This is a genomic window from Vulcanisaeta distributa JCM 11217, from assembly GCF_001316005.1.
Taxonomy (GTDB): Archaea; Thermoproteota; Thermoprotei; order Thermoproteales; family Thermocladiaceae; genus Vulcanisaeta; species Vulcanisaeta distributa_B.
Genome location: NZ_BBBJ01000004.1, coordinates 87,773 through 113,571 on the forward strand (window position 1 = coordinate 87,773; position 25,799 = coordinate 113,571).

Annotated in this window: 34 protein-coding genes, 1 tRNA gene and 2 pseudogenes; 24 read left to right on the top strand and 13 right to left on the bottom strand. The window is 44.1% G+C overall.

Annotation, left to right across the window (positions count from 1 at the left end; genetic code table 11):
• Positions 1–148: 148 nt before the first annotated feature.
• The 4 genes from JCM11217_RS05335 to JCM11217_RS05345 all read right to left on the bottom strand — a co-directional run bounded on the left by JCM11217_RS05335 (position 149) and on the right by JCM11217_RS05345 (position 3,432).
• On the bottom strand, positions 149–589 hold the full coding sequence (locus JCM11217_RS05335) for a hypothetical protein (protein ID WP_054842300.1): 441 nt from the start codon (positions 587–589) through the stop codon (positions 149–151).
• A 61-nt stretch (positions 590–650) separates the two neighbouring features.
• Positions 651–1,652: a CCA tRNA nucleotidyltransferase gene (locus tag JCM11217_RS05340; protein ID WP_243678448.1), complete on the bottom strand. Its 1,002-nt coding sequence runs from the start codon at positions 1,650–1,652 to the stop codon at positions 651–653.
• Positions 1,619–2,023: a nucleotidyltransferase domain-containing protein gene (locus tag JCM11217_RS14155; RefSeq protein WP_243678449.1), complete on the bottom strand. Its 405-nt coding sequence runs from the start codon at positions 2,021–2,023 to the stop codon at positions 1,619–1,621. Before JCM11217_RS14155 ends, JCM11217_RS05340 begins: the two co-directional genes overlap by 34 nt.
• A gap of 53 nt (positions 2,024–2,076) precedes the next feature.
• Positions 2,077–3,432, bottom strand: coding sequence for a hypothetical protein (locus JCM11217_RS05345; protein WP_243678450.1), 1,356 nt, complete (start codon positions 3,430–3,432; stop codon positions 2,077–2,079).
• A 150-nt stretch (positions 3,433–3,582) separates the two neighbouring features.
• Between JCM11217_RS05345 and JCM11217_RS05350 the strand changes: the two genes are divergently transcribed.
• The 10 genes from JCM11217_RS05350 (at position 3,583) to JCM11217_RS05380 (ending at position 10,595) form a co-directional block, all read left to right on the top strand.
• Positions 3,583–4,704, top strand: a complete 1,122-nt coding sequence (locus JCM11217_RS05350; protein WP_054842302.1) for an NDP-sugar synthase — start codon at positions 3,583–3,585, stop codon at positions 4,702–4,704.
• Positions 4,705–4,741: 37 nt separating this feature from the next.
• Positions 4,742–5,227: a 30S ribosomal protein S13 gene (locus JCM11217_RS05355; RefSeq protein ID WP_054842303.1), complete on the top strand. Its 486-nt coding sequence runs from the start codon at positions 4,742–4,744 to the stop codon at positions 5,225–5,227.
• A gap of 227 nt (positions 5,228–5,454) precedes the next feature.
• On the top strand, positions 5,455–5,952 hold the full coding sequence (locus tag JCM11217_RS05360; protein WP_054842304.1) for a GNAT family N-acetyltransferase: 498 nt from the start codon (positions 5,455–5,457) through the stop codon (positions 5,950–5,952).
• Between the two features lie 20 nt (positions 5,953–5,972).
• The gene (locus JCM11217_RS05365; protein ID WP_243678451.1) at positions 5,973–6,449 is read left to right on the top strand and encodes a hypothetical protein; all 477 of its coding nucleotides are present in this window, start codon (positions 5,973–5,975) and stop codon (positions 6,447–6,449) included.
• A 31-nt stretch (positions 6,450–6,480) separates the two neighbouring features.
• Positions 6,481–6,660 carry a hypothetical protein gene (locus JCM11217_RS14160; protein WP_243678452.1) on the top strand — a complete coding sequence of 60 codons (180 nt, stop codon included), beginning with the start codon at positions 6,481–6,483 and terminating at the stop codon, positions 6,658–6,660.
• 138 nt (positions 6,661–6,798) lie between these two features.
• Entirely contained in the window at positions 6,799–8,067 is a 1,269-nt protein-coding gene (gene glmS, locus JCM11217_RS05370) for a glutamine--fructose-6-phosphate transaminase (isomerizing) (RefSeq protein ID WP_243678453.1), read from the top strand.
• Entirely contained in the window at positions 7,986–8,558 is a 573-nt protein-coding gene (locus tag JCM11217_RS14165) for an SIS domain-containing protein (protein WP_243678454.1), read from the top strand. Before glmS ends, JCM11217_RS14165 begins: the two co-directional genes overlap by 82 nt.
• Positions 8,555–9,421, top strand: coding sequence for an NDP-sugar synthase (locus JCM11217_RS05375; protein WP_243678455.1), 867 nt, complete (start codon positions 8,555–8,557; stop codon positions 9,419–9,421). Before JCM11217_RS14165 ends, JCM11217_RS05375 begins: the two co-directional genes overlap by 4 nt.
• Positions 9,379–9,528 carry a hypothetical protein gene (locus JCM11217_RS14170; protein ID WP_243678456.1) on the top strand — a complete coding sequence of 50 codons (150 nt, stop codon included), beginning with the start codon at positions 9,379–9,381 and terminating at the stop codon, positions 9,526–9,528. The genes JCM11217_RS05375 and JCM11217_RS14170 overlap by 43 nt, the downstream gene beginning before the upstream one ends.
• 251 nt (positions 9,529–9,779) lie before the next feature.
• On the top strand, positions 9,780–10,595 hold the full coding sequence (locus JCM11217_RS05380; RefSeq protein WP_243678457.1) for a hypothetical protein: 816 nt from the start codon (positions 9,780–9,782) through the stop codon (positions 10,593–10,595).
• A gap of 133 nt (positions 10,596–10,728) precedes the next feature.
• Here the strand turns inward: JCM11217_RS05380 and JCM11217_RS14175 are convergent, their stop codons facing one another.
• Positions 10,729–11,073, bottom strand: coding sequence for a hypothetical protein (locus JCM11217_RS14175; RefSeq protein ID WP_243678458.1), 345 nt, complete (start codon positions 11,071–11,073; stop codon positions 10,729–10,731).
• A 119-nt stretch (positions 11,074–11,192) separates the two neighbouring features.
• Positions 11,193–11,660 carry a hypothetical protein gene (locus tag JCM11217_RS14180; RefSeq protein ID WP_243678459.1) on the bottom strand — a complete coding sequence of 156 codons (468 nt, stop codon included), beginning with the start codon at positions 11,658–11,660 and terminating at the stop codon, positions 11,193–11,195.
• A 121-nt stretch (positions 11,661–11,781) separates the two neighbouring features.
• On the opposite strand from JCM11217_RS14180, the gene JCM11217_RS05390 reads away from it, so the two are divergent.
• From JCM11217_RS05390 to JCM11217_RS05400, 3 genes are all read left to right on the top strand, one after another.
• Positions 11,782–12,294, top strand: a complete 513-nt coding sequence (locus tag JCM11217_RS05390) for a hypothetical protein (RefSeq protein ID WP_054842305.1) — start codon at positions 11,782–11,784, stop codon at positions 12,292–12,294.
• Positions 12,284–12,751 (top strand): DUF1743 domain-containing protein, encoded by a 468-nt coding sequence (locus tag JCM11217_RS05395; protein ID WP_243678517.1) that lies wholly within the window; start codon positions 12,284–12,286, stop codon positions 12,749–12,751. The genes JCM11217_RS05390 and JCM11217_RS05395 overlap by 11 nt, the downstream gene beginning before the upstream one ends.
• A gap of 78 nt (positions 12,752–12,829) precedes the next feature.
• The gene (locus JCM11217_RS05400; RefSeq protein ID WP_243678460.1) at positions 12,830–13,060 is read left to right on the top strand and encodes a hypothetical protein; all 231 of its coding nucleotides are present in this window, start codon (positions 12,830–12,832) and stop codon (positions 13,058–13,060) included.
• A 172-nt stretch (positions 13,061–13,232) separates the two neighbouring features.
• Here the strand turns inward: JCM11217_RS05400 and JCM11217_RS05405 are convergent, their stop codons facing one another.
• The gene (locus JCM11217_RS05405) at positions 13,233–13,880 is read right to left on the bottom strand and encodes an HAD hydrolase family protein (RefSeq protein ID WP_054842308.1); all 648 of its coding nucleotides are present in this window, start codon (positions 13,878–13,880) and stop codon (positions 13,233–13,235) included.
• Between the two features lie 220 nt (positions 13,881–14,100).
• On the opposite strand from JCM11217_RS05405, the pseudogene JCM11217_RS14185 reads away from it, so the two are divergent.
• The 4 genes and pseudogenes from JCM11217_RS14185 (at position 14,101) to JCM11217_RS05420 (ending at position 17,165) form a co-directional block, all read left to right on the top strand.
• A pseudogene (locus JCM11217_RS14185) lies at positions 14,101–14,807 on the top strand (aconitase X catalytic domain-containing protein).
• Positions 14,801–14,962 (top strand): hypothetical protein, encoded by a 162-nt coding sequence (locus JCM11217_RS14190; RefSeq protein ID WP_243678461.1) that lies wholly within the window; start codon positions 14,801–14,803, stop codon positions 14,960–14,962. The pseudogene JCM11217_RS14185 and the gene JCM11217_RS14190 overlap by 7 nt, the downstream one beginning before the upstream one ends.
• Before the next feature lie 313 nt (positions 14,963–15,275).
• Entirely contained in the window at positions 15,276–15,692 is a 417-nt protein-coding gene (locus JCM11217_RS05415) for an HAD family acid phosphatase (protein WP_243678462.1), read from the top strand.
• A 42-nt stretch (positions 15,693–15,734) separates the two neighbouring features.
• Positions 15,735–17,165 (top strand): glutamine amidotransferase, encoded by a 1,431-nt coding sequence (locus JCM11217_RS05420; RefSeq protein WP_054842309.1) that lies wholly within the window; start codon positions 15,735–15,737, stop codon positions 17,163–17,165.
• Here JCM11217_RS05420 and JCM11217_RS05425 read toward each other — a convergent pair.
• Positions 17,134–17,526, bottom strand: a complete 393-nt coding sequence (locus JCM11217_RS05425) for a CPBP family intramembrane metalloprotease (protein WP_054842310.1) — start codon at positions 17,524–17,526, stop codon at positions 17,134–17,136. The two genes, JCM11217_RS05420 and JCM11217_RS05425, sit on opposite strands and share 32 nt — an antisense overlap.
• Positions 17,527–17,652: 126 nt before the next feature.
• Positions 17,653–17,895, bottom strand: coding sequence for a hypothetical protein (locus tag JCM11217_RS05430; protein ID WP_054842311.1), 243 nt, complete (start codon positions 17,893–17,895; stop codon positions 17,653–17,655).
• A 124-nt stretch (positions 17,896–18,019) separates the two neighbouring features.
• On the opposite strand from JCM11217_RS05430, the gene JCM11217_RS14195 reads away from it, so the two are divergent.
• The 3 genes and pseudogenes from JCM11217_RS14195 to JCM11217_RS14205 all read left to right on the top strand — a co-directional run bounded on the left by JCM11217_RS14195 (position 18,020) and on the right by JCM11217_RS14205 (position 20,517).
• Positions 18,020–18,607: a hypothetical protein gene (locus tag JCM11217_RS14195; protein WP_243678463.1), complete on the top strand. Its 588-nt coding sequence runs from the start codon at positions 18,020–18,022 to the stop codon at positions 18,605–18,607.
• Entirely contained in the window at positions 18,580–18,807 is a 228-nt protein-coding gene (locus JCM11217_RS14200) for a hypothetical protein (protein WP_243678464.1), read from the top strand. Before JCM11217_RS14195 ends, JCM11217_RS14200 begins: the two co-directional genes overlap by 28 nt.
• A 62-nt stretch (positions 18,808–18,869) precedes the next feature.
• Positions 18,870–20,517 (top strand): annotated as a pseudogene (locus JCM11217_RS14205) (DNA-directed DNA polymerase I).
• Between the two features lie 183 nt (positions 20,518–20,700).
• Here JCM11217_RS14205 and JCM11217_RS05440 read toward each other — a convergent pair.
• The 3 genes from JCM11217_RS05440 to JCM11217_RS05450 all read right to left on the bottom strand — a co-directional run bounded on the left by JCM11217_RS05440 (position 20,701) and on the right by JCM11217_RS05450 (position 22,171).
• Positions 20,701–21,144: a DUF2286 domain-containing protein gene (locus JCM11217_RS05440; protein ID WP_054842362.1), complete on the bottom strand. Its 444-nt coding sequence runs from the start codon at positions 21,142–21,144 to the stop codon at positions 20,701–20,703.
• 82 nt (positions 21,145–21,226) lie between these two features.
• Positions 21,227–21,772, bottom strand: coding sequence for a CDP-alcohol phosphatidyltransferase family protein (locus tag JCM11217_RS05445; RefSeq protein ID WP_243678465.1), 546 nt, complete (start codon positions 21,770–21,772; stop codon positions 21,227–21,229).
• A gap of 51 nt (positions 21,773–21,823) precedes the next feature.
• A complete protein-coding gene (locus tag JCM11217_RS05450) occupies positions 21,824–22,171 on the bottom strand; it encodes a PadR family transcriptional regulator (protein ID WP_054842312.1) in 348 nt (115 codons plus the stop codon).
• 128 nt (positions 22,172–22,299) lie between these two features.
• Between JCM11217_RS05450 and JCM11217_RS05455 the strand changes: the two genes are divergently transcribed.
• From JCM11217_RS05455 to JCM11217_RS05470, 4 genes are all read left to right on the top strand, one after another.
• Complete coding sequence (locus JCM11217_RS05455) at positions 22,300–23,586, top strand: Glu/Leu/Phe/Val dehydrogenase (RefSeq protein WP_054842313.1); 1,287 nt, start codon at positions 22,300–22,302, stop codon at positions 23,584–23,586.
• Positions 23,587–23,724: 138 nt separating this feature from the next.
• Positions 23,725–24,132 carry a hypothetical protein gene (locus JCM11217_RS05460; RefSeq protein ID WP_054842314.1) on the top strand — a complete coding sequence of 136 codons (408 nt, stop codon included), beginning with the start codon at positions 23,725–23,727 and terminating at the stop codon, positions 24,130–24,132.
• A 93-nt stretch (positions 24,133–24,225) separates the two neighbouring features.
• A complete protein-coding gene (locus tag JCM11217_RS05465) occupies positions 24,226–24,951 on the top strand; it encodes a hypothetical protein (protein WP_054842315.1) in 726 nt (241 codons plus the stop codon).
• A 58-nt stretch (positions 24,952–25,009) separates the two neighbouring features.
• Positions 25,010–25,086 (top strand) — tRNA-Asn (locus JCM11217_RS05470).
• 130 nt (positions 25,087–25,216) lie between these two features.
• Here the strand turns inward: JCM11217_RS05470 and JCM11217_RS05475 are convergent.
• Positions 25,217–25,762 (bottom strand): nicotinamide-nucleotide adenylyltransferase, encoded by a 546-nt coding sequence (locus JCM11217_RS05475; protein WP_054842316.1) that lies wholly within the window; start codon positions 25,760–25,762, stop codon positions 25,217–25,219.
• Between the last annotated feature and the right edge of the window lie 37 nt (positions 25,763–25,799).

The window sequence follows — 25,799 nt, forward strand, 5'->3', positions numbered from 1 at the left end:
AACTATGAACATGCCCGCTGCCTTTATCAGGGGGAGTTCCTGCCTCAACAATATCCACAGCCCCCCCCGCACTGCACAGTCTACGTGCTAAATCAACAGCTAAACTAGGCTCTGTTAAATCTAGTGCCACCTGTAGTTTCAATTAGACTCACCAACTCCTAAATATTATCTTAACTGGAACACCCATCTTTAACTCAACGAGTATTGGCACCTCAGCCTTATCACCAAGTTTATTAACAATGACATCAAGCACATCCCTAACCCTCGTTAAGGCAGCCAACCTATCCGCCATGGCCTTCCTACTCTCGTCAAGGGTCTCGTACTCATCAATGGGCCTTGGGTCAAAGATTATCTTTAAACCCGTGAGCTCTATTGCCGTGGATAGCGGTAATTGCTGACCCTTACCGACTATCTCCTCTATCATCTTCATGAGCGCCATATACTTATCGGCCTTAACCTTCAACTCACTCATCATACCCTCGATATCCTTAATCCTCCTCTCAAGGTCACTTATTTGATTGTTTACATAGTTAAGAAGCTCCTTAACTCCATTAAAGGTCATTAATTCGAGGTCGGGCGCACTTGACATATCATTGATGTATTAACGAGGTACTTTAAAAAAATATCGCTTATGAAAAATTGAGAGTAATCTAAACCAACCACCAGGGCCGTGACCAAAGAAACTCCTCAATGACGGCCTTCTCGACCTGTCCAAAGTTATTTAGGTCATTAAGTGATCTTATTTTTACGTATTGAGCATTATTAATGGAATCCCTTAAGTGCTTTAATGATACCGCGGACGCTAGGTGTTTAATTGCGTCGACAACGTCATAAAACCTCCTTCTCCTGACCACGAACCAACGTGAACCCTTTATGAAGGGTCCAATAACGCTTAGATCATTAACGTACTTCCTGATAAATCCCTCAGCAGCATTTGAATTAATGGGAGGACCCTCATGTAATTCGTATGGAGGAAGCTCAAGCTCGTTTAGGGAAATCATTAGGAGAATCGTTGATTTATCATCACTCCAAGCCATTAATCGAATTACCTCAAAATCAAGTTTCTTAAGGTTCTTATTCAATGATGACATTAACTTCCTAATTTCACCCCCCCACACGATATCTGGCGATGTATTTCCTGGGTAGGGAATCCTCATAACCACCGTGGGTAATACCCAGGTCGGCTTCACAGTCTTATGTACTCTCATGAAGAATTCTATTCGTGGATTCCTAAGGAATTCCCGTGATGCCGCTATGGCAGTAGACAGCGCATCCCTACTTATTGATGCTGCAGCATTTCGATTTGGATCAACAGGGTCTATTATTATAACCGGCGACTTAAACTTCTTTACGGCGTCTTTCTCGTTATACGTGCCCGTCATGTCTATGAACACGTGCCTTGTTGACCAATTACTGATGGCTTTAACCGCGTTAAGGAATGAACCATAGTATATTATTAGTAACTCGCTTACGTAACCGCTGAATCCCTGAACCTTAATCTCAGCGCCATAAACACCCACCGACTTAAGGAATGCCTTCAATAACCTAACGTCGGTAGTCCTCTGACCAAGCTTACTATTTACGAACTCGGTATGTAATGGCGTTCTATCTGCCGCGGTTAATGGCTTCTCACCAGGCTTATGCGTATGCATGGTACCACGTCGATCTCGAAATCATTAATTAGCAATTGAATGTATGGATGCTGGGCATACTTAATGTTCCAATTAAGGTTATTCTCAACGGCTATGCCTATTAAATCATTAGATATACTACCATCCCTAATCCTGCCGATGTAATCCCTGGGCAGGATAATGAAGATATCAATATCCCTATCACCAGGTAACCACGTATCCTTAGCCACGGAGCCCTGAACCGTTACATTAAAATCCCTGTAACCACGCTTTGATAAACCATCTATTAACAGCTTAACAACCTCGTTCGCCGTATTTACAACCCTGGCTCTCTCCTCAGGGCCTGGCGTAACAATCCTCACGGCCTCCGACAAAACCTCCTCAATATTCACAATGTATATTCAAATTACTAATGAGTTAATAAAGCCACCCTTAATAACCGACATTACCTACCAATGATGTTATTAAGCCTATCCTTAATCTTAATCAATAAATCCCTGACCTTATTAAGGAAATCCTCATCCACAATAAACCCATGCAATTCCTCCATCATTTCGTCAACGCCCATATCCAGTGGGTTCAAGCCAAGCCCCGCCAAATAGGCAAGTACTTCAAGGGCAGTATCCTCGCTCAATCCCTCCTCCCTAACCACATCCATTATTACTTTACCAACTACGTACAACTTAAGCGTATTAACATCAGTATTAAGTACATGAGCAAGATTCTCATAATCGCCCTTACGGAACTCCTCAATAAATGCCTTAAAGTCTCCATACCTATCCTTAACTATGCCATCGAAGTACTTACTCACGGCCTTAACATACTTTGAGTATATCCTGACGGCATCATCGATCTCCTCAACATTGTCTATGGCACCCCTATAGGACATTACCGCACCCTCCGTAGTTAATTCATCGATTAGGCCCTCATTTATTAACTCGAGGAATTTATCACCGGCCTCCTCATAAGTCCTCCAATCACCCTCCTCAATGGCCTTACATAGTAGGAAAAACGCTGAGCATAAATCGCCCTTTATCTTCACGGCACTCCAATAATCCTCACTTAGACCCTGGACATTATTTAAGGCGCTCCTGCAGGTATCGTAGTACTGCATGGCCCTAGTTATATCACCATGCGTGAAGTAGTAATTGGCGAGGACCTCGGAGGAATCCATCATGCTCAATACTTCATTAGCCCTCGCCTCCTCAATGCCTACGGCCTCCCTAAAGTTCACAACAGATGATGCATATAGTTTAGAGGCATCCTCAATTATGCTCCTCTCCGCATCATGATCACCCTCCTCATGAAGCCTTGAAGCCTTAACCCTAAGCTCCTCCGCCCTGGCTATCTTCGACATGGCCTCCATAAATCGCGCCTTACTAACATTACCAAGACCCTCGTAAACCGCGGCTGCCGCACTAAACCTTGTAATGGCATTGTCGTAGGCGGCTATTGAGTATAGCGCTACCCCAAGTACCTCATTTACCCTAGCGCCCAATTCACCCTTTATATCGATACTAACATTCTCATCAATCGCGACTATGCCCGGCTCTAAATCCATATTAATTAATAATTGCACCAGGTCTGGGATGTCGCTTAAGTCTATGAGCTTGATGACCTTAGTAACGCCATCCTTAATACTCACCTCATCTAAACCCCCCCTAATAATTGAGTAATCATTAATAGGTAAGGTGCACCTCTCATTGCAGGATGCCAATTTGCGAAATGCACTATTACTGACTAAATCCTTAGGTACGAAACCCTTCAATAACTGCATAATTACTGATGCTATGGAATTCACTATGCACTCATGATCCCAATGACAAGCATCAGGTATATTGCTCACACCGATCCCTTATATTGCCAAGGCACACCCTTTTAATTCTTATTAACTTCGAATGGGGCAATAATGCAATAAAAAAATTAAAGCTAGAAAGTAAATTACCACTATATGAGAAGCTATGATGTGATTATACTAGCCGGTGGATTAGCAACAAGGCTTAGGCCTCTTAGTTATTCACGTCCAAAACCCCCCCTACTGCCAATACTTGATAGGGAGATTATTGATTGGATTATGGAGTCTATAACGAAAATACCGTTGAATAGGGTCTTCATATCAATAAGGTATATGGGTGATTTAATCAAGGAGCACATGGAGAGAGAGTGGAGTAATTTTAAGGATAAATTAATATTCGTAATGGAGAATAAGCCGCTTGGAGATGCAGGCCCAATCTCATTAATTAATGAGAAGTATGAACTCTCGGATACGTTCCTCGTGGTTTACGGAGATATACTAAGCGACATAGATGCCTCTGCCCTCGTTAATTTCCATGAGAAAATGAGTGGGATAGCCACAATAACGCTCACCAGGGTGGATGACGTGTCTAGGTACGGAGTTGCCCAATTAGATGAAACCAATAGAATAATAAACTTCATTGAAAAGCCCAAGCAGTACGTTGGTTCAAACTTAATAAATGCCGGCTTTTACGTATTTACCAAGGAAATTACTAAACTAATACCAAGAAACCCAGAGAATCAGGTCAAACTGGCCATTGACGTTATACCAAAGCTTTTGAGGATGGGTGAGGTTTATGGGTATATACACAATGGCCTATGGTTTGATATAGGGACACCCGAGGATTACATGAGGGCAAACTTTAGTGTCTTAACCAGCAGGTGTAGGGATGCCAATAGTGGTTGCATAAATATTGATTTGCCATCAACAGTAACAATACAGCCCCCTGTTTACTTAGGGCCTAACGTCACCATTGGAGGCAATACGGAGATTGGGCCGAACGTCATAATACATAGGAATACCAAGATTGGGAGTACTGTTAAGGTTGTTAATTCACTTATCTTTGAAGGATCCTCACTATGTGATGGGGCTTATGTATCGGGAAGCATCATTGGAAGTAATACATACATTGGTAAGTGGGCTAGGGTCGAGGATGGATCGGTGATCGGCGATGGCGTTTACATAAAGGATTCGGTATTCATAGCGAAGAATACGAAGATTGGGCCGTATAGGGAAATAATGGAACCGATATATAGGGAGGGCGAGATCATTCTATAGACTAAAATTTAAATACCCATAGGTGCATTAGAGCCGAATGTCCCAGGAAGTTAGGCAAATAGTGAGGATTGGCGATACTGACTTAGACGGATTTAAGCCCGTGGCCTATGCCCTAACTAAAATTAGGGGTATTGGAATATCAACGGCATACGCAATATGCAGGTACTTGGGGATAAACCCATCAATTAGACTAGGCCAACTCGATGATGAGACTGTAAGGAAGCTTGATTGGGCCGTGAGAAACCTACACCAGTTTGCACCTGGTTGGTTTGTGAATAGGCCTAAGGATCCAGAGACTGGGCGAAATGTTCATTTACTAGGTGCGGATTTAGTGTTAGCGGCTAAGAAGGATATTGACTTGATGAAGAAGTTAAGGAGTTGGAAGGGCATTAGGCATAACCTTGGGCTTAAGGTTAGGGGACAGAGGACTAGGACAACGGGTAGATTAGGCCTAACGGTAGGCGTAACAAAGGGTAAGGCAGCGCCCGGTGGCGGTGGAGGAGGTGGAGGCAGCAGTAAGTGATTCTTAATTCAATTTTTAATTTCATTTAAGCGCTACCGTTATAGCATGATCAATATTTAACGTGATTATTCATTATAGGTATTCTTAAGTATTCAATTCTATTCTATATAATAATGTTCGTGAGAATTTATCGTTATTTCTTTGTATATGATACTTCTACTGGTTATGTTTTACACTTGAAGAGAAAGAAATTTAAAAGGATTAATAGTGATAATGCGTGATCGAGAATGAGTGTCGTGAAGCCATTAGTTAAGCTTGAATTTAGGGAGTTGAAGAGTAGTGATATGAAAAAAGTTCTTGATTTATATAATTCATTAAGTAATGAAAGTATTTACTATAGATTTAGGGGCTTCTTTAAGGATTTTGAGAGATACGTAAAATCCGTCTTTTCTGACCCGCGCAATATAATTTACGGTGCCTTTCTCAGTAATGAATTAGTCGGTGTTTTAGAGGCCGTATACATAAGTGATGGTTGTTACGAAATGGCCATAGTCGTTAAGGACAATTACCAGGGTAGGGGCATAGGTACGAGGCTTGTGGCATACGCAATAAACGATTTAAAGAGAAGGGGGGGTGCCAAGACCTTGATAGCGTATACAACCCCTGACAACCATAGGATATTAGCCATATCTAGGAAGTTCAATGGAATAATAAAGTGCATGTATGATGAGTGCACCACGATATTTAATTTACAGGGCATAAACGTTGATCAGTTCTTAAATTAGCATTCACTTAACTAATTACTGTGGATAAGGTAGTACTATTACTCACCGAGGCTTCACTCGAGACAGTGCCTAAGGAATTGCTGAATGATCCCGTAATAATTAGGGATGCAAGGAGAAGAGGGGTAAACCCAAGGTATCTAATTCTTGATAGGGCTAGGCATCACAGGGCCATGACTAGGTTATCTAATGCGGAGAAGCGGGGTAGGCCCGATATTCTTCACCAAGCACTTCTCCTTATACAAGGTAGTCTACTTGTACGGAATAACATGGTTAAGACGTACATACATACAATAAATGATTTAGTAATTGATGTTGACCCAGAAATACGTCCACCGCGTAATTACGAAAATTTTATTGGATTAATGAGCCAATTATTTGAGGTGGGTAGGGTACCACCCGTGGGTAAGCCATTGATGAGGTTTGTGGGTGGAATTGATTATGTATTAAATACTGAGCTACCTGATCGCAAAATACTTCTTGATGACGTGAGGGGGTAAAGAAATATCTTTAAGGTCATTTATTGATTACGTGAGAGGTTTTAAGAGACCTTTGATAATGATTGGAGCATTTCCCAGAGGCTCGTTCGAGGAGCGTACTTACGGACTTGCTGACGATATTTTAAAAATCGGTAAGTATGTCATGGATACATCATCAATACTATGTAGATTACTTACAGCACTTGAGATTGAATTAGGATTCATATCTTAGGGCTAAATATTTATTAATTCTAATTAATTTATTTAGGATTAAGTGCTTGGGTTATGTGCGGTATTATTGGTATTACGTCGTTGCCGAATAACCTTAGGGAACCCATTGGTAAAGTGGTTAGGAGATGCCTTGAAAGGCTTGAGTATAGGGGGGGGTTATGACTCAGTTGGTATTGCGGTTATTAAGGGTAATTACATAGAGGTTAGGAAGGGTAAGGGTAAAATTGCTGAGGTTAGCACTAGGCTAAACTTCGATGAAGTCAATGGCACAACCGCCATTGGGCACACTAGATGGGCCACCCATGGAAAACCAAGCGATGAGAACGCACATCCACACACGGACTGCACGGGTAATGTTGCCGTTGTTCATAACGGAATAATCTCGAATTTCCTGGAACTTAAGGAGGAACTGATTAGTAAGGGTCACGTATTCAAGAGCGAGACGGATACTGAAGTCGTTGCCCATTTAATTGAGGAATATTTAAAGCTTGGTTACAAGCCCTTCGATGCGTTTAAGGCCGCGTTATCTAGATTGAGGGGGGGTGCTTACGCATTCGTTGTTGCGATAGCCCAGGAACCCAATAGGCTTTACTTCGCTAGAAACACTTCGCCGTTGGTTATCGGCATCGGCAACGGCGCTAATTTTGTTGCCAGTGACATACCGGCCTTTCTCGAGTTTACCAACATGGTGATAGTACTTAGGGATGGTGAGTATGGGTATATCGAGCCTGGCAAGGTCTATATTGAGAAAGATGGCATTCCCGTCAATGTTGAGGAGAGGGTTAGGCTCATTAGTTGGACACCTGAGATGGCGAGTAAAGAAGGCTACCCGCACTTCATGCTGAAGGAAATACATGAACAACCCTTCGCCATAAGCTCGACATTAGCGGGAATTAATGAGAAGGAATTTGATGATGTGGTTAATCTCCTCTTAAATTCGAGAAAAGTGCTAATAATTGGCGCTGGCACGTCATATCACGCCGGCCTTGTCGGTGATTACCTGTTCACGTCAATGCTTGGTCTCGATACGCATACAATCATATCCTCTGAGTATAAGAAGTATGTTAATGCGATCAATGAGGATGATGCCGTGATTGCCATTAGCCAGTCAGGCGAGACTATAGATACCCTGGTTGCCGTGAGGGCGTTTAAAGAGAGAGGTGCCAAGGTTATTGCCATATCGAATGTCATCGATAGTGCAATACCTAGGGAGTCGAATTACGTACTTTACACGAGGGCGGGTCCCGAAATCGGCGTTGCCGCCACTAAGACCTTCACCACACAATTGATTATTCTTACAATACTCGCCTTAAGGCTGGTATTGCCATGGGTAGGCTGGACCAGGGTGAGTATAGGAATCTCATGGACTCCCTCAATAAGGTGCCGGGGATCCTTCAGAACGTTATAACTAAGACCGAGGGCAGGGTTAAGGCGTTAAGTGAGTATATGAAGAATAGAAACAATGCGTATTACCTGGGTAGAGGTATTGGCGTCCCACTGAGTATGGAGGGGGCCCTAAAGCTGAAGGAGATAGCGTATATACATGCTGAGGCATACCCAGCAGGTGAGAGTAAGCATGGGCCAATAGCGCTTGTTGAGGAGGGTTACCCCCCCGTCGTATTCTCGATACTTGATGATGATAATGTAGATGCGCTGCTTGGTAATGTTATGGAAATGAAGGCTAGGGACGCATACACCATAGGTTTTGTCCCTGAGAAATACGTTAGTAAGTTTAAGGAATTACTGAGTGTAACGTTTGAATTGCCAAACATTGACTATAGAATCGCGCCGATAATATACGTAGTGCCTATGCAATTACTCGCCTACTACACAGCAGTTGCGCGTGGTTATGACCCGGACAAGCCGAGGAATTTGGCGAAGACGGTGACCGTGGAATGAACAGCATATTGAATTACAGGGAGGTTCTCGGGGGGGTAATACTCGGTGGTGGTAGAGGTACTAACATGGAGCCATTAACGCCCTATCTCGATAAGCCACTCATTAAGTTGCTAGGTAAGCCACTCATTTATTACCCAACGAGTAACCTGGTTCACCTGGGCTTAAGGACCATCTACATTATTTCTAGGGACCCAACTAAGGTGGGTAATGAAGTTGGTCGATACTTCAATAATGTTTCAATAGAAAATGTTGGTCAGAAGGGTGATGATATTGATAGTGCATTAAAGATGATTAATGAAATTGCCGGTAGGGGTACAACAATAATATCATTTGGCGATGTCATACTGCCCCAGGAGGCCTATGAACTCGCCTTAAACAGTCACGTGAGCTCAGGTAAGTCAGTAACCATATTAATGACCCCACTATCGGATTTACAGGGCTACTTTGAGGTTCAGGTGGATGATGTTGTGGCGATCAATAAAGTAAGCGAGCATAAATCAGGCTATGCGTGGACGGGGGGGATATTAATTGCCGAGAAGGAGTTCCTAACCTCCTTACAGGACTTTAATGGTAACATAAGCAACGCCTTAAGGCAATTTAGGGGGGGCAATATTAATGTGGCCCTTTGGAGCGGGTGGTTCGTCGACGTTAGTTATCCCTGGGACCTATTAAGCGCCATAAAATACTTAATGAACGACCTAAGGGAGGCTAGGATTAGTAAGGACTCCGATGTATCACCCAGGGCGGTAATAGAGGGGGGGCCGGTGATGGTGGACGAAGGCGCTAGGATAGACCATGGCGCAATAGTTAGGGGGGGCCTGTGTACATTGGCAGGAATGCGTACGTCGGTAACAACGCATTAATTAGAAACAACACATCACTTGAGGAGGAGTCTGTGATAGGCGCTGACGCTGAAATAACGGAGTCGCTCATTGGGTATAGGGCTACCGTGGGTAGGGCTCATTCATAGGCAGCTCAATAATCGGTGATGAGAGCACAATAGAACCCGGTGTTGTAACCCTAAACGTGCTACCGAGCGGTGTTGAGGTATCGCACTTATCACCGATTGTTATTAAGGGAAAGCAAATAGCTAAATTGGGCGCTATCGTGGGGGGGCCTAAGGCTAGGTTGGTGCTAATTCCGTGATTTACCCAGGATCAATAATAGAACATAGTAAGTACATACCGCCACTATCAATATTGAAGTAATAATGAGGTAAAGATGTACGTTGAGATATTCACATCAAGGCAGGACTACACCTCAAGGCTTGGGGGGGTGGGTACCTACTTAAGGCCTAGGTGTGATTACGCATTATGGCTATGGAACGCGTATGAATTAGTCAATGCTGAGGTGGATTATTGCGGTGATGAGTTAATGGCTAGATATCTGGACGTGTATAGGAGGTTGCGGTGGGAGAAAAGTGTTAAGTTGATTGCGGGTTTAAAGAATGAGATTGCGAGATTAAGAGGTGAGTTGAGGAGGGGTTGTGCTGATGAGCTAATATGTTTAGCAAATAGGTTATACGAGTATAATAAAGCGGTAAACATGCTATATAATTATTACAGAAAACTGAAGGAGTTGAACCCAGAGGACCTCTCTAAATTAACCATCGCGCTTAATAGATATAACATGCCCTTAATGAGCCTTAAAGTACTCGATGAACTAATGCTCTCACCAAATGAGGAACTGAAGTACCTAACATTCCTATCACTGCTTAATCCAACAACATGGCCCTCGCACATAACAATGGATACGAAGGTCATGCCATACCTCAACTGGGTTCTCATGCACATAAACAATCACTTCATAATCCTCATAGTAAGCCTAAACCGTGCGTATGTAATTAGTGATTTGGACATTAATATTAATGGTGGTAGAGTGGTTCTTAGGAATGATTATGAGGTCATGTCGATAATGCCCACGCACATAATGACTAGGATTGAGTCCTTGGATGGCCATGGGCTAATATTTATGGGTAATTGGAGCGAGTACGCAATTGACTTTAACATTGACTTTAAGCCAAGGGAGGCTCTATAAAGGCTTATCACTTGATGCCAATATCTCCCAATTAATGCCAATAATGGTGCCTCCTCATGATTACTTATCAATTAAGTATAGCGTATAATAAATTAATAAATATATTATTATGTAAATTATTCGATTTGAGGGGTTACGCCACTCTAGGCGCTAGGTAGAATTGTATTGACCCAATCGCGAAGTCCATCGTTAATTTTAACGGCTTATTATTATCAAATTCTATTGTAACAGTCTCGCTAATCTGCTTCATGGGTTTAATGAAGTCAAGCAGTAATTCGACGGAGTATGTGGAATCATGGGAACCCTGCACTGAGTATTCGTAGAAAACCTCATCGCTGCTGGAGTAGGTTGTTTCAATTGCCTTACCACCCTCGCCCTCGGCCAATATGGAGAATGAATCCTCCTTAGCTATGAGCTTCACGGAGTCGGAAACCTCATTGGCGGTGCTTAATACGTCGACAAAGACGTCCATGTCCATCCTAATCCTGACAGGGTACTCAAGCTTGGGTTCAGGGACCTCCTCCTCGGCTATGTTAATTATTGGGAGCCCAAACCTCCTGTAGAAGCCACCCTCTCTACCCTTCTTCGTGTATATCGTTATGAAGAACCTATTCTTGCAGTATCAACGCCTAGCTCCACCTTCTCCCTAGCCTTAACCCTCTTCAAAATCTTCTTAACGAGGTCAAAGCTTATCCCAACCTTCAACTCCTTAGTCACTGTGTACTCCTCAAGGCTTGAACCAGGTATGTTCAGGATTACCAGGGAAACCTTACTCGGGTCTATTGACTTCATCTTAATACCCTCAGAATCAATCACTAGGTTTGATTCCTGAAGTAGATTAGCTAAAGCCGTGAATACGTACCTAAACTCCTTACCCTTCGGGAACATTATCCTGTAATACTCCTCACTCTCAACAACACCGCCTGCACCACCCTCCTCACCTCCACCAACCTCCTCCGCTTCTTCGGTTGTTTCTTCCGTAGCCTCCTCAGCCTCAACGCCCTCAGTCTCCTCTTCCTCACCCTCCTCACGTTCCTCCCTCTCAGGCTCCTCACTCTCAACCATAATTGATTGCTATTAAACTGGTAATTTAATTTAAAAGGCTTTCATCGCCTAAATTAAGATAATTTCGGCAGGGCATTATGAGGAAGGAATTATATTATTCCTCATAGGCCTTATCGCATAAATGCCCTACTTAATGATTGGTATTGATGATACCGATTGGGAGGGCGGTGGATGCACAACTTATGTAATGTACTCATTTGTAAAATATCTAATTAAGGACGGATTGATAAATAATGTTGTTGGACTACCTCGACTAACTAGGTTGAATCCATACGTACCATTCAAGACCAGAGGTAATGCATCACTCTCAATAATTATGCAAATTAAGTATGAGGATGATGCTGTGAATTACGTTGAATTAATGAATTCATTAATTGATCAAATGGTTAAGAGGGTTGGTAAGACGAGCCCTGGAATAGCGTATATGGTGGTGAATGACCTATCGAGTATTAATGAGAAATTGCGTTGGTTTTATAGAAAAAGCGTTAGGGATGTGGTTACGCTGGACCTCGCACGTAAAGTCGCCGATAAGTCAATGCCAAGCTCATGGGCGGTAGGGGGGGGTCATTGGGGGGGCGTTAGCATCCTTAGGATTTGTTCCGGTCGACGCTACGTACGAATTCATCGCATATAGGCCTGAGAATGAGGATAGACCAGCCATTGAACCCAACGATGTTAGTGCGTGGGATGATACAACGAGACCATTCACGTTCCTAAACATGTATGGTGAGCAGGTACTCATCGAGCCCCCCCACGGGCCCGACCCAGTACTTTTTGGCGTTAGAGGTGACTCGCCTTATCACGTGTTAGCCATGGGCAATTACCTAGCTAGTATGTATAATGCCATTGGTTGGATCATCTACCTAACAAACCAGGGAACTGAGGAGCATAGATCACGTAATGGCGAGTTCATACCTTATAGGAATATTGACCTCATGGGTATTATTACGAACGTAGCATTTAATGATAAGGGTCACGCACTCATCACATTCGATCATAACAGGAAGGCCCTGGCATATAGGCACCTAGGGATTTCCAAGGAATTAATGAACTGTATTGGCTGCTTCGCCCAGGTGTGGGGGTGGTATTAAGCCAAACGGTGATTTTAGCCTTTACGTTGAGGGTATGAGGGTTCTTCATGATAGGCTTGTTGAGGTGAGGAATCCGAGGTGCCCAGTGTGTGGTGGCCCCCCATGGAGTCTGTGGGAAAGTCGGGCTTACTAAGGTGTAAGCGGTGTGGTTTTCAGGGTAGGTTGCCCAGGGTATTGATGCCGAGAAATAGGTGGTTCCTAGTGAATCCCAGGGCCAGTGAGTATAGGCATTTAATGAAGCCCAGCGAGAGGGTTGGCCTTGAGGGTCTTGCACTCTATATGCCTAAACCATTTCTATGGGTTTATTGATTACTATAGAGAAAGGTTTTTAACTAATTTAATTACGGCACTCAAGAAGCCTATGAAGGTTGAGGGCATTACTGAGTCTAGGGTCATTAACTCTCTTAGAATTGATTTAAAAGTAAGCATTAATTATGAGATTAAGTTACGGCGATTAAGCAGGTTAATTCGACTACGGAAGTTAATGAACCTTGGACTTTAAAACCGAGAGCAAATCACCGAGAAACGCGGGTAGCTCATCCTCACGAACCCACAGCAATACCGGCAGGTCAAGACCCTCATTATACCTATGCCTAATACCAATGGGATACTCAACAACCTTCATGGCTGGAATATCATTCTCTGAGTCACCCATGTACATTACCGGCCCCCTTATGCCCATAAGCTCCCTGAGCCTTACTACAGCGTAGCTCTTATCAATTTGAATCCCCCCCGGGTATACATCTATGAATGGGTGGCCCCTATACTTAATCACCCTGAGTCCTAACTCGGTTGCTAATTTAATGATGTTATTAAGGGCCTCAATGCTTATGTAACCCCCCCTATTTCTCCAGTCAATCCCTAATCCACCGATTAAATCACCAACTCGCTTAATTTCTAAGTAAACGCCCCCCCTTAATTCATTAACGCCGTTTATAGCATTGATTAAGGACTTAAGCCTATCCTGCCACTTAGGTAGGTCCTCATGCACGTAGCGGTTATTATTAATCCTTATCTCGAGACCGTTTGTGCAGGACCATGCCCTGGCGAAACCTGTCCTTGGTATTAGGAAGTCACAGTCCTTAGTGCTTATTACGGCTATTGGTATATACCTACCTATTTCACTCAATTTTTCATAAATAGGCCCAGGGGGGCTTACTCAGGCTTCTGGCAACGTCTATTGGCGCTATTGTGCATCATAATCAGTAAATAATGCTGAGACATTCCTAAATATGTCGATTTTACTATTGGGCATTATCGAGTTCGTGTAATATAATTAATTTAATAAGATTTATTTTCCCTCATAGATTTCAAGGCACCGAATGTACCTTAGTAAGTATGAGGAGGCGATGCTCCGTGGTGACTATGGAGATGCCATAGCAAGGGCTATGCAGGTAGTGGTTAAGGTCGGTGACGTGCTAAAGGCCGATAAGTTACTCGAGATTGAGACCGCGCATATTGCCGGCGTATCCTACTTAACAATAGGCGATCCAGGCCTTGAGTATCTCGAGGATTTGGCTAAGCTCAATGCCAGGTTCCGCGTATTTACGACGGTCAACCCGGTGGGTATTGACGTATTCAACGATTGGGGAATAGATAAGGAATTCATCGATAAGCAATGGAGGATAATAAACGCATTAAGAAGTATGGGCGCCAGTCTATGGTTGACATGCACTCCATATGAGTATCTACGAATTAGACCAAGGACCTACCACGCTTGGCGGAGTCGAACGCGGTCGCCTACGTAAACGCAGTCCATGACGCGTGGACCGAGAAATTGCCGGGACCCTTCGTAGTCCTATCGGCATTGGTCGGTAGGGTTCCAAGGTATGGGCTTTACACGATTAATGGCAGGATACCAACACACGTGGTTAAGGTTAATGGGAAGCAACCAATTAGTGACCCATTGATTGCGGGGGGGCTTTTGGGTAGGAAAATAGCTGAGTTGGTTGGTGATGGTAAGCCATACCTAGTGGTTAGGTTTAGTAGTAATGCCGTAATTAAGCAATTATTGGCTAGTTACGCGACATACTCACCCCCCACGCATTCATGGTGATTGACGAATTAACACCAAATCATAGGGAGTACTTTTCAATGATGGACAAGCCGGAGGTAATCGATATAGACCTAAATGACATTATTAAGAATGCAAGGTCTGAGGTGCGGGATTTCGATGCGGTATTCCTGGGATGCCCCCCACTACGGTATTGATGAGGTGATGTCGGTCATTAATTACGTAAGGAATAGGGGATTTAAGAAGCTAAGAAGCCTGTTTATATAGCCACGACCCCCTTCGTAATCAATTCATTGGGTCAGGACGTCATTAATATGCTCAGGGACTCCAATATACACTTGGTATTGACCACGTGCCCTGTTGTGTCACCATTCCTCAGGAGTGTTGGGGGTTAATACCGTAGCTACGGAGTCGGTTAAGCAAATGTACTACTTACCTAAGATGGTTGGTATTAATTATATAAGTTGTAATGGCATTGAGTGCCTAGACCTGGCATTCGATGGCTGAGGGGTGGTTATTATTAAGTACGTGTCCTTTGACATAGACGGAGTACTGGTAAATTCAGAAAATAGGTTGAGATTGTGCCTTAAACCTAATAATGAGGTTGATTGGGACTGCTTCCTTGACTGCAATAAGCTATTCATGGATAGCCCAAAGCCGAGGAACATAAACTTCCTCAGGTTACTAAGGGATAGGGGGGGTTTTGGCATAATAATAGTGACGGGTAGGAGGGAATCAATGAGGGAGTGCACGATAAAACAGCTAAGGAGTTTTGGCGTGGGTGATTTTGAGGGATTATTCATGAGACCTGATGATAATACCCAACCAGATCCAATTTATAAGTCATGGATGATTAAGAACCTGGCAAAGAGGTATGAAATACTCGTGCACTTTGATGATAATGCCGATACCGTATCAACCTGGTAAGTAATGGTATTGATGCAGTGGTAATATCCTGAGTGACCGCGCATGAAGAGGATTGGCGTATTAAGCGTTAGAGGTGCGATGCCTTATTATGAAGAATTACCATTTAATGTACGTATTAATGAACCAGGCATTATTAAGGACCTCGACCTGTTAATACTACCTCCAGGAACCCTGGTTGAGTCCCAGGTATTACAGCGCTATGGCTGGATTGAGAGGGAGATTTGGGATTACGTTGAGAGGGGGGGTGGTTTTACCGTAGGTGTTTGCTCAGGTACTCAATTATTATCAAGGGCCGTGAACCTCAACGTTAAGGGATTACCTGGTTACTCCAGGGGGGGTCTTGGCATTCTAGACATAGTCTTTGAGCCCCTAATCGTCACAGGACCCGTGAGGGTTAGGATAACCAGCGAGACCTGGGTCACTAGAGATCTCGTGGGTACCGAGTTAACTGGTTGGCAGGCTCATACGTATGGTAGGATGAGAGTCTTATCAGATAACGTTCAGGTTATTGGAGTATCACACATACCTAGGTATAATTATAGGAATGAGGAGATCAATGCACCCACGCTAGTTGTATCACGTAAATACAATGTATTTGGAACGATGGTTCACGGAATACTTGGGCAGAATTCTCCAATAATGAGGAATATACTCAGTGAGATTGGGGTTACTGAGGATGAGGTGCCGAATTATTACAGGGGGGGTTACCGTGAGAATGACTGGGTAAGTAAGAGAGGCGGTGACTCTGGAGTTGGTACAAGGGTTATTACCGTTGCATCGACAATGACTGGTGAGGGTAAGACGCTAATAACAAGCGCATTAATGCACTGCCTTAGCGGGGGGGCTGGTTATTATGTGGGGGGGGTTGCCAAGTTGGCTGGTGACATTAGGGATTTACACCCGAGCCTTTACATCCTTAATAGGCCGCTTAAACCCTGGATGAGCATTAAGTTAAGGTGGGGGGGTAGTAAGTCACTTGGTTGGGTTAATTGGCGGGAGGTGCTGAGGACCGTCAGGAGTATTGGGTTGGATGTGCTGATTGTCGAGGGTGTTATGGGACTCTTAACGGGCTCATCAAGGAGGTATAGGCGTGGCTTCTCATCGACGCTTGACTTCATAAGGCAGGTAAATACTGATGTCGTGTTGATAGCCTCCGCGAATTTTGATGGAATTGAAGGCGCACTGCTCAGGCTTAAGACCCACATCGACATACTCGCTAGGTATGGTAGGAAGCCTATCCTCGCAATACTCAACAACGCTTACACGGGGTCCCGTGAAAATAGGATGCTTAGGAACTTTGAGAGAAAAATTAGTGAATTAGGTATATTATTCGTAACAGTCGAACCACTGCCTATACACTCAAAACCTGAGGAATTGATTGACCTTGAGGATTATAAGGAGGCTTCAATGAAGATCTCCGGCACGCTCTGTAACGCCGTTATTAATGCGCTAGGTAAATCACGGTTATTATAGATAGGTAATCATTAATCCAATGAATAATTATATCAGGTATTACATTCCTCGTTGATATAAATATAACGCCGGAAATTACCCCCCCATAAACGAGTATGTAAGCAAGCGTATAAATCAATGGAGTTACGTTATTCATTCCGTAAACGGCCAGGTAAACGGGTACGTGCGCCACGGTAAAGTAGATGGCGTCTATAATCACCGCGGGCATTGCCGTGATCACACCAACGGAACCATTCCTAGGTAGTAACCTATTAAGCATGAAGCCCCTAAACACCACTTCTTCACTAACGGCTATTGGGTATAGCGTGTAAACCATGATGAGGATGTTCGTTAGTGAGACCTGGGGGGGTATAAAAATCATGAGGGTATTAAACCGCTAATTAGGAACCATATTAGTGCTAAGGCAATGATTATGGGTACGGTTAACTTACCAAATAGGGGTTTCCATGATAGGCCTAGTTCATTACGTAGCTCATGAATTCTTCGCCTATTTACTATGAGTAAAACCGCAATTACTACGTATAGGTATGGGGGCCAGGTCTCCGAGGAGGTATGTTGATAGGGCATTGATTGGGTTTTTCACGGCATTACTTAGGGTTTGCGTTATTGATGATGCAATGTCGTAGTGGGTATTCGTTAGTATGTATGGCTCGTAGGTGATGAATACAGGAATCACTATCGCTATTAGGAGTATCGTGGGCCAAATAACATCGCCTAAATACCTACTCATTGCTCGATTAACCAGCACACCCTACTTAATAATTCTACTCACACATGGGCGTGAAAGCCGTAGTACCTAAGGCAGGGAAGGCGGCGACTTAATAAGTCAGTTATTATAGCTATATTGCTGAGAAATGAGAGTTAAGGAGTATAGGGAGGAGGATGAGGAAGAGGAGGAAGAGTTTGAAGAGGAGGAGTTTGAGGAACGTGAGGAGGAGGAAGAGGAGGAAATAACGATAAAGGCTGAGACACCGCAAAACACGCCGCCATCAATAGTGCTAACGGTGACCTATGACGGGAAGGTCGGTAAAGCCCTTGTTAAGCTTTATGACCCAGTCAATGATAGAATTTACTTCTGGTATGATAACACAGGGCATAAACCCTACCTACTAACTAACGTAAGGCCTGAGGAGTTGATTACTAAGTTCACGAAGGTGATTTTACACCCAGGATTCAGCCACGTAGAGGCTGTTGAGAAGTATGACCCACTAAGTGATAGGAGGGTTGTACTCACGAAAATAAACGCCAAGGACCCACTAAGCATTGGAGGTAAGGCTGACTCAATAAGGGAGTTGCTTCCAAAGACGTGGGAGTCAAGGATTAGGTATCACCTATGCTATATATACGATAACGAGATCATACCCGGCATGTTCTATAGGATTGAGGATGGGAAATTGGTGCAGGTACCATTGAGGTGCCCGCCGAGATTGAGGAGTTCATAAACAAGTTATATGCGAATGATAAGGAATTCCTTGAGGAGGCGAGGAGGTGGATACCGCTGTTCCAAGCCCCCCCTGTACCAAACATTAAGAGGCTGTCTCTCGACATAGAGGTGTTTACACCGCAGGAGAATAGGGTGCCGAATCCTAAGGAGGCTAATTACGAGATCATAGCCATAGGCTCGCAGGTAGTGATGGGTTAAAGAAGGTCTTGGTCTTAAGGAGACCGGACATGGAGTTAAAGCCCGAGGATCTCGAGGACCTCATGTACGATGATGTCGAGGTCGAGTTCTTCGATAGCGAGTATGAAATGCTTAGGGAGTTATTCTCAATAATACTACAATACCCAATATTAATTACGTTCAATGGCGATAACTTTGACCTGCCCTACATATACCATAGGGCCTTAAAGCTCGGCTTTAAGAAGGAGGAGATACCAATAATACTGAGGAGGAATGAGGCATCAATAGCCCTTGGGATACACCTCGATCTATATAAGTTCTTCAACATTAGGGCCATTGAGGTTTATGCCTTTGGTGGTAAGTACAGGGGGGGTATGGATAGGACGCTGGATACCATAGCCCATGCAGTGATAGGCATGTCTAAGCTGAGTAGGGATAAACCCGTGTCTCAAATGAGCTATGTCGAGCTAATTAATTATAACTTCAGGGATGCATTCCTAGGGCTTTACCTGACGACGTACGACAATAACCTAGTGCTGAGGTTAATAATATTAATGTCGAGGATCTCTAAAACACCGCCCGACGACTTGGTCAGGAGCCAAATATCGGCATGGATTAGGAACATGCTCTATTACGAGCATAGGAGGAGGGGTTGGTTAATACCTGAGAAGGAGGATATCGTTAAGGTTAAGGGTGACGTAGCGACTAAGGCTATTATCAAGGGTAAGAAGTACGCGGGCGCCATAGTCCTGGAGCCAATGCCTGGCATATTCCCGAACGTCTACGTACTTGACTTTGCAAGTATGTACCCATCAGTGATTAAGCGTTGGAATATATCTTACGAGACCGTTAAATGCCCAAGCGAGAAGGAGCAAGGCAATAAGCCAATACCTGAACTACCCCCCCATTGGGTGTGTAATGATAGGAGGGGGTTAACGGCGCTAATAGTTGGTTTGCTCAGGGACTTGAGGGCCTACGTATATAAGAAGTTGGCGAAGACGGCACAAAGCGAATTATTGAGGAGCTACTATAATGTGGTGCAGAGCGCCCTCAAGGTCTTCATCAACGCATCATACGGCGTACTAGGGGGCTGAGGTATTTCAGCTATACTGCCCACCCGCCGCTGAGTTAACGACCGCCCTGGCCAGGTACGTACTATCTAGGACCGTGCTGAAGGCGCTGGAGCTTGGGTTAGTGCCTATCTATGGTGATACCGATAGCCTATTCATATGGAACCCTGATGAGGAGAAGCTCAAGGAATTAATTGAGTGGGTGGATAGGGAGTTCGGGATAGAGATTGAGCTTGATAAGGTCTATAAGTTGGTCGCCATGAGTGGTAGGAAGAAGAACTACGTGGGCATACTACAGAGTGGTGAATTAGACATAAAGGGATTAGTTGGTAAGAAGAGGAATACCCCCCCCGACTTCGCTAAAGAGGCGTTTAACGAGGTCGTAGGACTACTCTCGGACATCCAGGGGCTCGAGGATGTCAGTAAGGTCGTTGAGGAGGTTAGGGATAAGGTAAGGGACTACTACAGGAAATTACAGAGGAAGGAAATACCACTTAATAAACTAGCGATAAGAACAGCCTTAACAAAGCCCCTTGAATCATACACAAAGAACACGCCGCAGCACGTCAAGGCCGCACTGCAGTTGAAGAGCCTTGGTTATAACGTGAGGCCCGGCGATATAATAATCTATGTTAAGACCACAGGTAAGGAGGGGGGGTAAGGCCGATACAGTTGGCTAGGATTGATGAGATCGACCCTAATAAGTACATTGAGTACCTAAGGACGTCGCTTGAGCAGGTCCTTGACGCCTTTGGGATAGAGTTTGAGAGTATAATGGGTTCATCAATAATAGATAATTATTCGTGAAACTACGTAACAAGTACTAATGCGGAATACGAGGCATTCACTCCTCAAGAAATTCCTCACCCTCCCCCCCCTCACTCTCGGAGGCTAATGATGACAATATGTTATTCACTACTTGGTTTATGACGTCATCATTTATGTAGGGCATTATCACGACGAACCTGTCGGCCTCCATGTCCTCACCCATCCACCTATTGCTATATATTATCTCGTAGGTCGGTATCTCAACCTCAGCCTTATTACCAACCCTCTTAACGCCGTACTTCTCAACCTTCCTATAAAGCTCCTTACTCAGCGGTAGGTTTAGGCTCACGGTCTGAGGCACCTTAAGGACTATGAAGTCTGACTCCTCCGGATTCCACTTATCCAATAGCTTCTTAACGTAGCTCTTCACAGTATCCGTGAGACTCGACTTAACAATCTCCTTATTGGCTATGTTCTCATTCTCTATGTAAATAACCACATTCTCACTCTCCTCAGGCATACCCACAATTACTGTGTCTAAGGATTAATTAATAAAGCTTAACTTTCCCCCCCAACCACTAAAGCTGTTAATCTGCATTCAATCATCCCGAGGAACCCAAGGACTTAACAACAGTGACTATCCTCTCTATGGCCGTTATATTCGTTAACAACGCAAGGAGGAGTAAGCCATACAACGCCACAGCGCCTGCGCCCGTGATTATGAATATCAAGAGAATGAGAAGAATCAGGATAAGTCTCTCCTCCCTCTCAAGAAGCCCAACACCAATCATTTTAATACCGAGCGCCTCAGCCCTGGCCCTGGTATAGCTCGTCATTAGGGAACCCAATATGGCGAGTAATAACGAGACCATACTTAGTAGGTCCATATTACTGACGATCCAAAGATCAATCAACGCTATGAAATCAACATACCTATCCAACGTGGAGTCCAGGAAGGCGCCAAGCCTGGACGTCCTCCCCCCCCAATACCTCGCTATTAATCCGTCAAGCATGTCGAAGGCACTCGCAATTATTAATAATGCAAACGTTAATACGTAAGCCCAATAATGATGCAGCCACATCAGGTAGGGTGTCGGCAGCGCTATGATTAAGGACGATACCGTCAACGCGTTGGGATTCCTAGGCATTACCCTAACGAGGCCCCCCCCTCAAGGAGCTTCCTACCAACCCTTTCCACCTTATCCTTGAGTCTTCCCAGAACCACAGTCAACACCACAGTTAAAGATTTGCTTGAGGATTGAGGATATGAAGTCCCTAGCCCTTAACCAAAGCTCTACCGTTTCCGGCTTTAACCTATACATCTTGGAACCGTCACTAACATACGTCTCGACAAGGCCATCCCTCTCCATTTTATAAAGCACCACGTAAACCCCAACGTTTGTTATATTAATATTAAAGCGTTCCCTTATCTCCTTCGCTATTTCATAACCATACATGGGCCTCTCCATTAATAGCTTAACTACGTAAATCCACAGATTCTCCTTGGTCAACTTAGTCATTAACCTATTAAGCGCCTTCTGGCTCATTGCATTTCTCAATAATGGCGTTGATTAATAATTTTAAATGCTAACCTTTGACCTTAATACCCATAGTGCGCTCGTATTACATAAGCCAATAGAGAAAGATTTAATAACCCATCACTTACATAGTCTCGATGTCACTAAGGGGGGGAACTACATTCCTAGAAAGTGTGTTACAAACACTAAAGAGAGCTATAGAGCTAGGCGGGTACCCACAGGAGGTCTATGAAATCCTAAGTAGGCCCCCCCAGAGAATAATAACCGTCAACATACCCGTTAGGATGGACAACGGAAAAATACAGGTATTCACGGGTTACAGGGTACAGCACAACAACGCCTTAGGACCATACAAGGGCGGTATAAGGTTCCACCCAGAGGTCACGCTTGAGGAGGACATAGCGCTGGCCACGGTAATGACCTTTAAGAACGCGTTAAATGGCTTGCCATACGGTGGAGGCAAGGGTGCTGTTGCCGTTGATTACAAGAAGTTAAGCAAGAGGGAGCTTGAGGAGTTAAGCAGGGGGGGTTATGCAAGGGCGTTGGCACCATTCATAGGCCCTGAGGTTGATATACCGGCGCCCGACGTTGGTACTGACCCACAGATAATGGCTTGGATGGTTGATGAGTATAGCAAGATCGCAGGCCACAACGTGCCTGGCGTATTTACGGCAAAGCCTGTGGTGCTATGGGGGGGCAACCCAGTTAGGGAGTATTCAACGGGCTTTGGCGTAGCTGTCTGGGCTAGGGAGGCGGCGAAGAAGCTGTGGGGGGGTGGCATTGAGGGTAAGACTGTGGCTGTTCAGGGATTTGGCAATGTTGGTTATTGGGGGGGAGCGTACTGGCTGGAGAAGATGGGTGCTAAGGTCGTCGCCGTAACGGATAGTAAGGGCGGTGTTTATAACCCGAACGGCCTTAACCTGGCAGAGGTTAAGGCTGTTAAGGATAAGACTGGCACCGTCATGAACTACGATGCTCCAGGAACTAGGAAGATAACGAATGACGAAGTCTTGGAGCTACCGGTCGATATTCTAGTACCTGCCGCGCTCGAGAACGTGATACACAAGGGCAATGCCAATAACATAAAGGCTAAGTTAATAGTTGAGGGTGCGAATGGGCCAACGACGGCTGACGCAGAGAAAATACTGCACTCAAAGGGTGTTTGGATACTACCTGACCTTGCGGCTAATGCCGGCGGTGTCGTGATGTCATACCTGGAGTGGGTTGAGGATCTACAGTGGTACTTCTGGGATGAGGAGGAGACAAGGAATAGGCTAGAGAGGATATTGCTTGACACATTCAATAGGGTAATGAATAGGTGGAGTAAGCTGGGTACGAGCCAGGTAACGATAAGGGAGGCCGCATACGTAGAGGCTGTGGACAGGATATACAACGCAATGAAGGTTAGGGGGGGCTGGATCTAATGAATAAATTTGAATAAGAATAAATATAAAAACATAATTTTTCATATTTTAGTATATTAATTTTAATTGAAATAAAGAAGTTATTTTAAATAAACATACTATCCTTGACTTAAAATTCACATTATTTTAAGTATTGTAATGAAAATCGAGAATAACGTAGTCATAGATAAGGTGAGTAAGGATCTAATTATTCTAAGATACAATGACACATCAACTAAGTACTTTGAGGCTTTATGGGAAATACCGGAGGGGGTCACGTATAATGCGTATTTACTGATTGATGGCGATACTACGGTACTTTTCGATACCTGGAAGAAGGGCTTAGAGAGTGAGTTTCTTAATGCCCTAAATTCCGTAATCGATATACGTGACCTGAATTACGTCGTAATTCATCACATGGAGTCAGACCACAGCGGCTCAATAAGGGCTTTGTATGAGAGGAATCCAGGAATTACCTTCATTGGTCATCCAATGACTAGCAAGTTAATGAGGAGTCTCTATGGAATAAGCCTAGATTTAGGGCTGTTAAGGACGGTGAGACATTGAGTACGAAGAATTACCAGTTAATGTTTATTCACGTGCCATGGCTTCACTGGCCCGAGACCATGGTCACATACATACCCCCCCCAAATAAAGGCCTTGATAACCTGTGATGTCTTTGGTGCATATACAATACCTAAGTCGGTATTCATTGATTACCTAAATGATGAGTATGTATCGTCAATGAGGAAGTACTTCGCAAATATAATTGGCTTTTACAGGGATAATGTCATTAAAAATCTCGATAAGGTGTTGGCAGCAACTAAAGGCAACATTGAAATTATCGCACCTGCACATGGCGCGGTGATTAAGGGAAGTCTCGTAAATAAGGCAATTGACCTATATAGGGAGTTCGCGTTAAAGACTCCTGTTGACAGGAAAGTGATGGTTGTGTATTCCTCAATGTATGGCTTCGTAGATGGAATAATGAGTCATGTAACCCACGTACTCAGTGATTGGGGATTCAACGTTGGTATCTATAAGTTTACGGATAAGGAAAGAGCAAGTATTGGTGATTTAATTGGAGAGGTAAATAACGCGCTTGGCATAGTTCTTGGAGTGTCCACATACGATACCGAGCCATTCCCACTAATGGATTACGTAATCAACCTATTGATAAAGAAATTAAGGGGGGGTGGAAAGCCAGTACTACTAATAGCGGATTATGGATGGGGTGATGTGGTGCTTAGGCATGTAAAAACAAGGCTTGAGAAGGCGGGCTTCACAGTAATAGATGCGATAAGTGTAAATGGTATACTAACAAAGGAGGACTTAGACAAAATAGATATAGCATTACAAAGCTTTAAACAGGCACTTACCCAATGAGATGATCAACTATAATCAGGGCAAAAAACTTAAATTCTAACAAAGGCATCAATGACCAGCCGCCGTAGCTCAGCCCGGTAGAGCGGCGGGCTGTTAACCCGTAGGTCCCGGGTTCAAATCCCGGCGGCGGCGCCACCTTGCATTCAATCACTAAACTAAATATGCACGTGTCATTCTCGATCCTCATGCTATGAAATTATTAATGATCAATGTTTTTCGTTATTAGGAAGTTTATGATTGTTAATTGAGGCTTGTTAGCGATTACTTACCATTTATGCGGTTCTGCTTCGCCTGTGGCTATGGTCTTTAGTCTTTCTATTCCGTTTATCTTTCTTATTATTTCAGCCACTGATTTTGGTACGAGACCTTCCCACTCAGGATCATCTTTAAGCATTAATTCTCTAATCCTTGTGGAGTTATACCTCTGCCTATCATAAAGTGGTTGTTGCCTTACTTCAATGCCTGCCTCCCTGAGTAACATGGCCACGAATGGATTGCCCGTGTAAGCCACTTGGAATGGTGGTACGTATGACCTTAAGTAACCGAACCATGCCGCGTTATTCTCAATATTGGGTATTGGCACTATTATCACCCTCGACAAATCCACACCGCCCTCCCTCAAAGCCTCCCTTAGCATCCAAATCCTCTCCCCCCCAACCGTGAATGGATCCTTAATTATGTAATTGAATTGTGCAGAACCAATTACTACTATTAACTCATCAACCTCATTGAGTATATCCCTTACCGCCCAAACATGTCCCCCCCAGTGCGGTGGTTGAAACCTGCCAATGAAAAGACCCCCCCTAATCATTAAGGATTAGAAAACTCATGCAGTATTAAGCCTTTTA

Bases quoted from the DNA above. Each gene is read 5' to 3' on its own strand.
- JCM11217_RS05335 (WP_054842300.1), bottom strand. From the start codon at position 589: ATGTCAAGTGCGCCCGACCTCGAATTAATGACCTTTAATGGAGTTAAG.
- JCM11217_RS05340 (WP_243678448.1), bottom strand. From the start codon at position 1,652: ATGCATACGCATAAGCCTGGTGAGAAGCCATTAACCGCGGCAGATAGA.
- JCM11217_RS05350 (WP_054842302.1), top strand. From the start codon at position 3,583: ATGAGAAGCTATGATGTGATTATACTAGCCGGTGGATTAGCAACAAGG.
- JCM11217_RS05355 (WP_054842303.1), top strand. From the start codon at position 4,742: ATGTCCCAGGAAGTTAGGCAAATAGTGAGGATTGGCGATACTGACTTA.
- JCM11217_RS05360 (WP_054842304.1), top strand. From the start codon at position 5,455: ATGAGTGTCGTGAAGCCATTAGTTAAGCTTGAATTTAGGGAGTTGAAG.
- JCM11217_RS14165 (WP_243678454.1), top strand. From the start codon at position 7,986: ATGGGTAGGCTGGACCAGGGTGAGTATAGGAATCTCATGGACTCCCTC.
- JCM11217_RS05375 (WP_243678455.1), top strand. From the start codon at position 8,555: ATGAACAGCATATTGAATTACAGGGAGGTTCTCGGGGGGGTAATACTC.
- JCM11217_RS05380 (WP_243678457.1), top strand. From the start codon at position 9,780: ATGTACGTTGAGATATTCACATCAAGGCAGGACTACACCTCAAGGCTT.
- JCM11217_RS14175 (WP_243678458.1), bottom strand. From the start codon at position 11,073: ATGGACATGGACGTCTTTGTCGACGTATTAAGCACCGCCAATGAGGTT.
- JCM11217_RS14180 (WP_243678459.1), bottom strand. From the start codon at position 11,660: ATGGTTGAGAGTGAGGAGCCTGAGAGGGAGGAACGTGAGGAGGGTGAG.
- JCM11217_RS05390 (WP_054842305.1), top strand. From the start codon at position 11,782: ATGCCCTACTTAATGATTGGTATTGATGATACCGATTGGGAGGGCGGT.
- JCM11217_RS14190 (WP_243678461.1), top strand. From the start codon at position 14,801: ATGGTGATTGACGAATTAACACCAAATCATAGGGAGTACTTTTCAATG.
- JCM11217_RS05420 (WP_054842309.1), top strand. From the start codon at position 15,735: ATGAAGAGGATTGGCGTATTAAGCGTTAGAGGTGCGATGCCTTATTAT.
- JCM11217_RS05425 (WP_054842310.1), bottom strand. From the start codon at position 17,526: ATGATTTTTATACCCCCCCAGGTCTCACTAACGAACATCCTCATCATG.
- JCM11217_RS05430 (WP_054842311.1), bottom strand. From the start codon at position 17,895: ATGAGTAGGTATTTAGGCGATGTTATTTGGCCCACGATACTCCTAATA.
- JCM11217_RS14195 (WP_243678463.1), top strand. From the start codon at position 18,020: ATGAGAGTTAAGGAGTATAGGGAGGAGGATGAGGAAGAGGAGGAAGAG.
- JCM11217_RS05440 (WP_054842362.1), bottom strand. From the start codon at position 21,144: ATGCCTGAGGAGAGTGAGAATGTGGTTATTTACATAGAGAATGAGAAC.
- JCM11217_RS05445 (WP_243678465.1), bottom strand. From the start codon at position 21,772: ATGCCTAGGAATCCCAACGCGTTGACGGTATCGTCCTTAATCATAGCG.
- JCM11217_RS05450 (WP_054842312.1), bottom strand. From the start codon at position 22,171: ATGAGCCAGAAGGCGCTTAATAGGTTAATGACTAAGTTGACCAAGGAG.
- JCM11217_RS05455 (WP_054842313.1), top strand. From the start codon at position 22,300: ATGTCACTAAGGGGGGGAACTACATTCCTAGAAAGTGTGTTACAAACA.
- JCM11217_RS05460 (WP_054842314.1), top strand. From the start codon at position 23,725: ATGAAAATCGAGAATAACGTAGTCATAGATAAGGTGAGTAAGGATCTA.
- JCM11217_RS05475 (WP_054842316.1), bottom strand. From the start codon at position 25,762: ATGATTAGGGGGGGTCTTTTCATTGGCAGGTTTCAACCACCGCACTGG.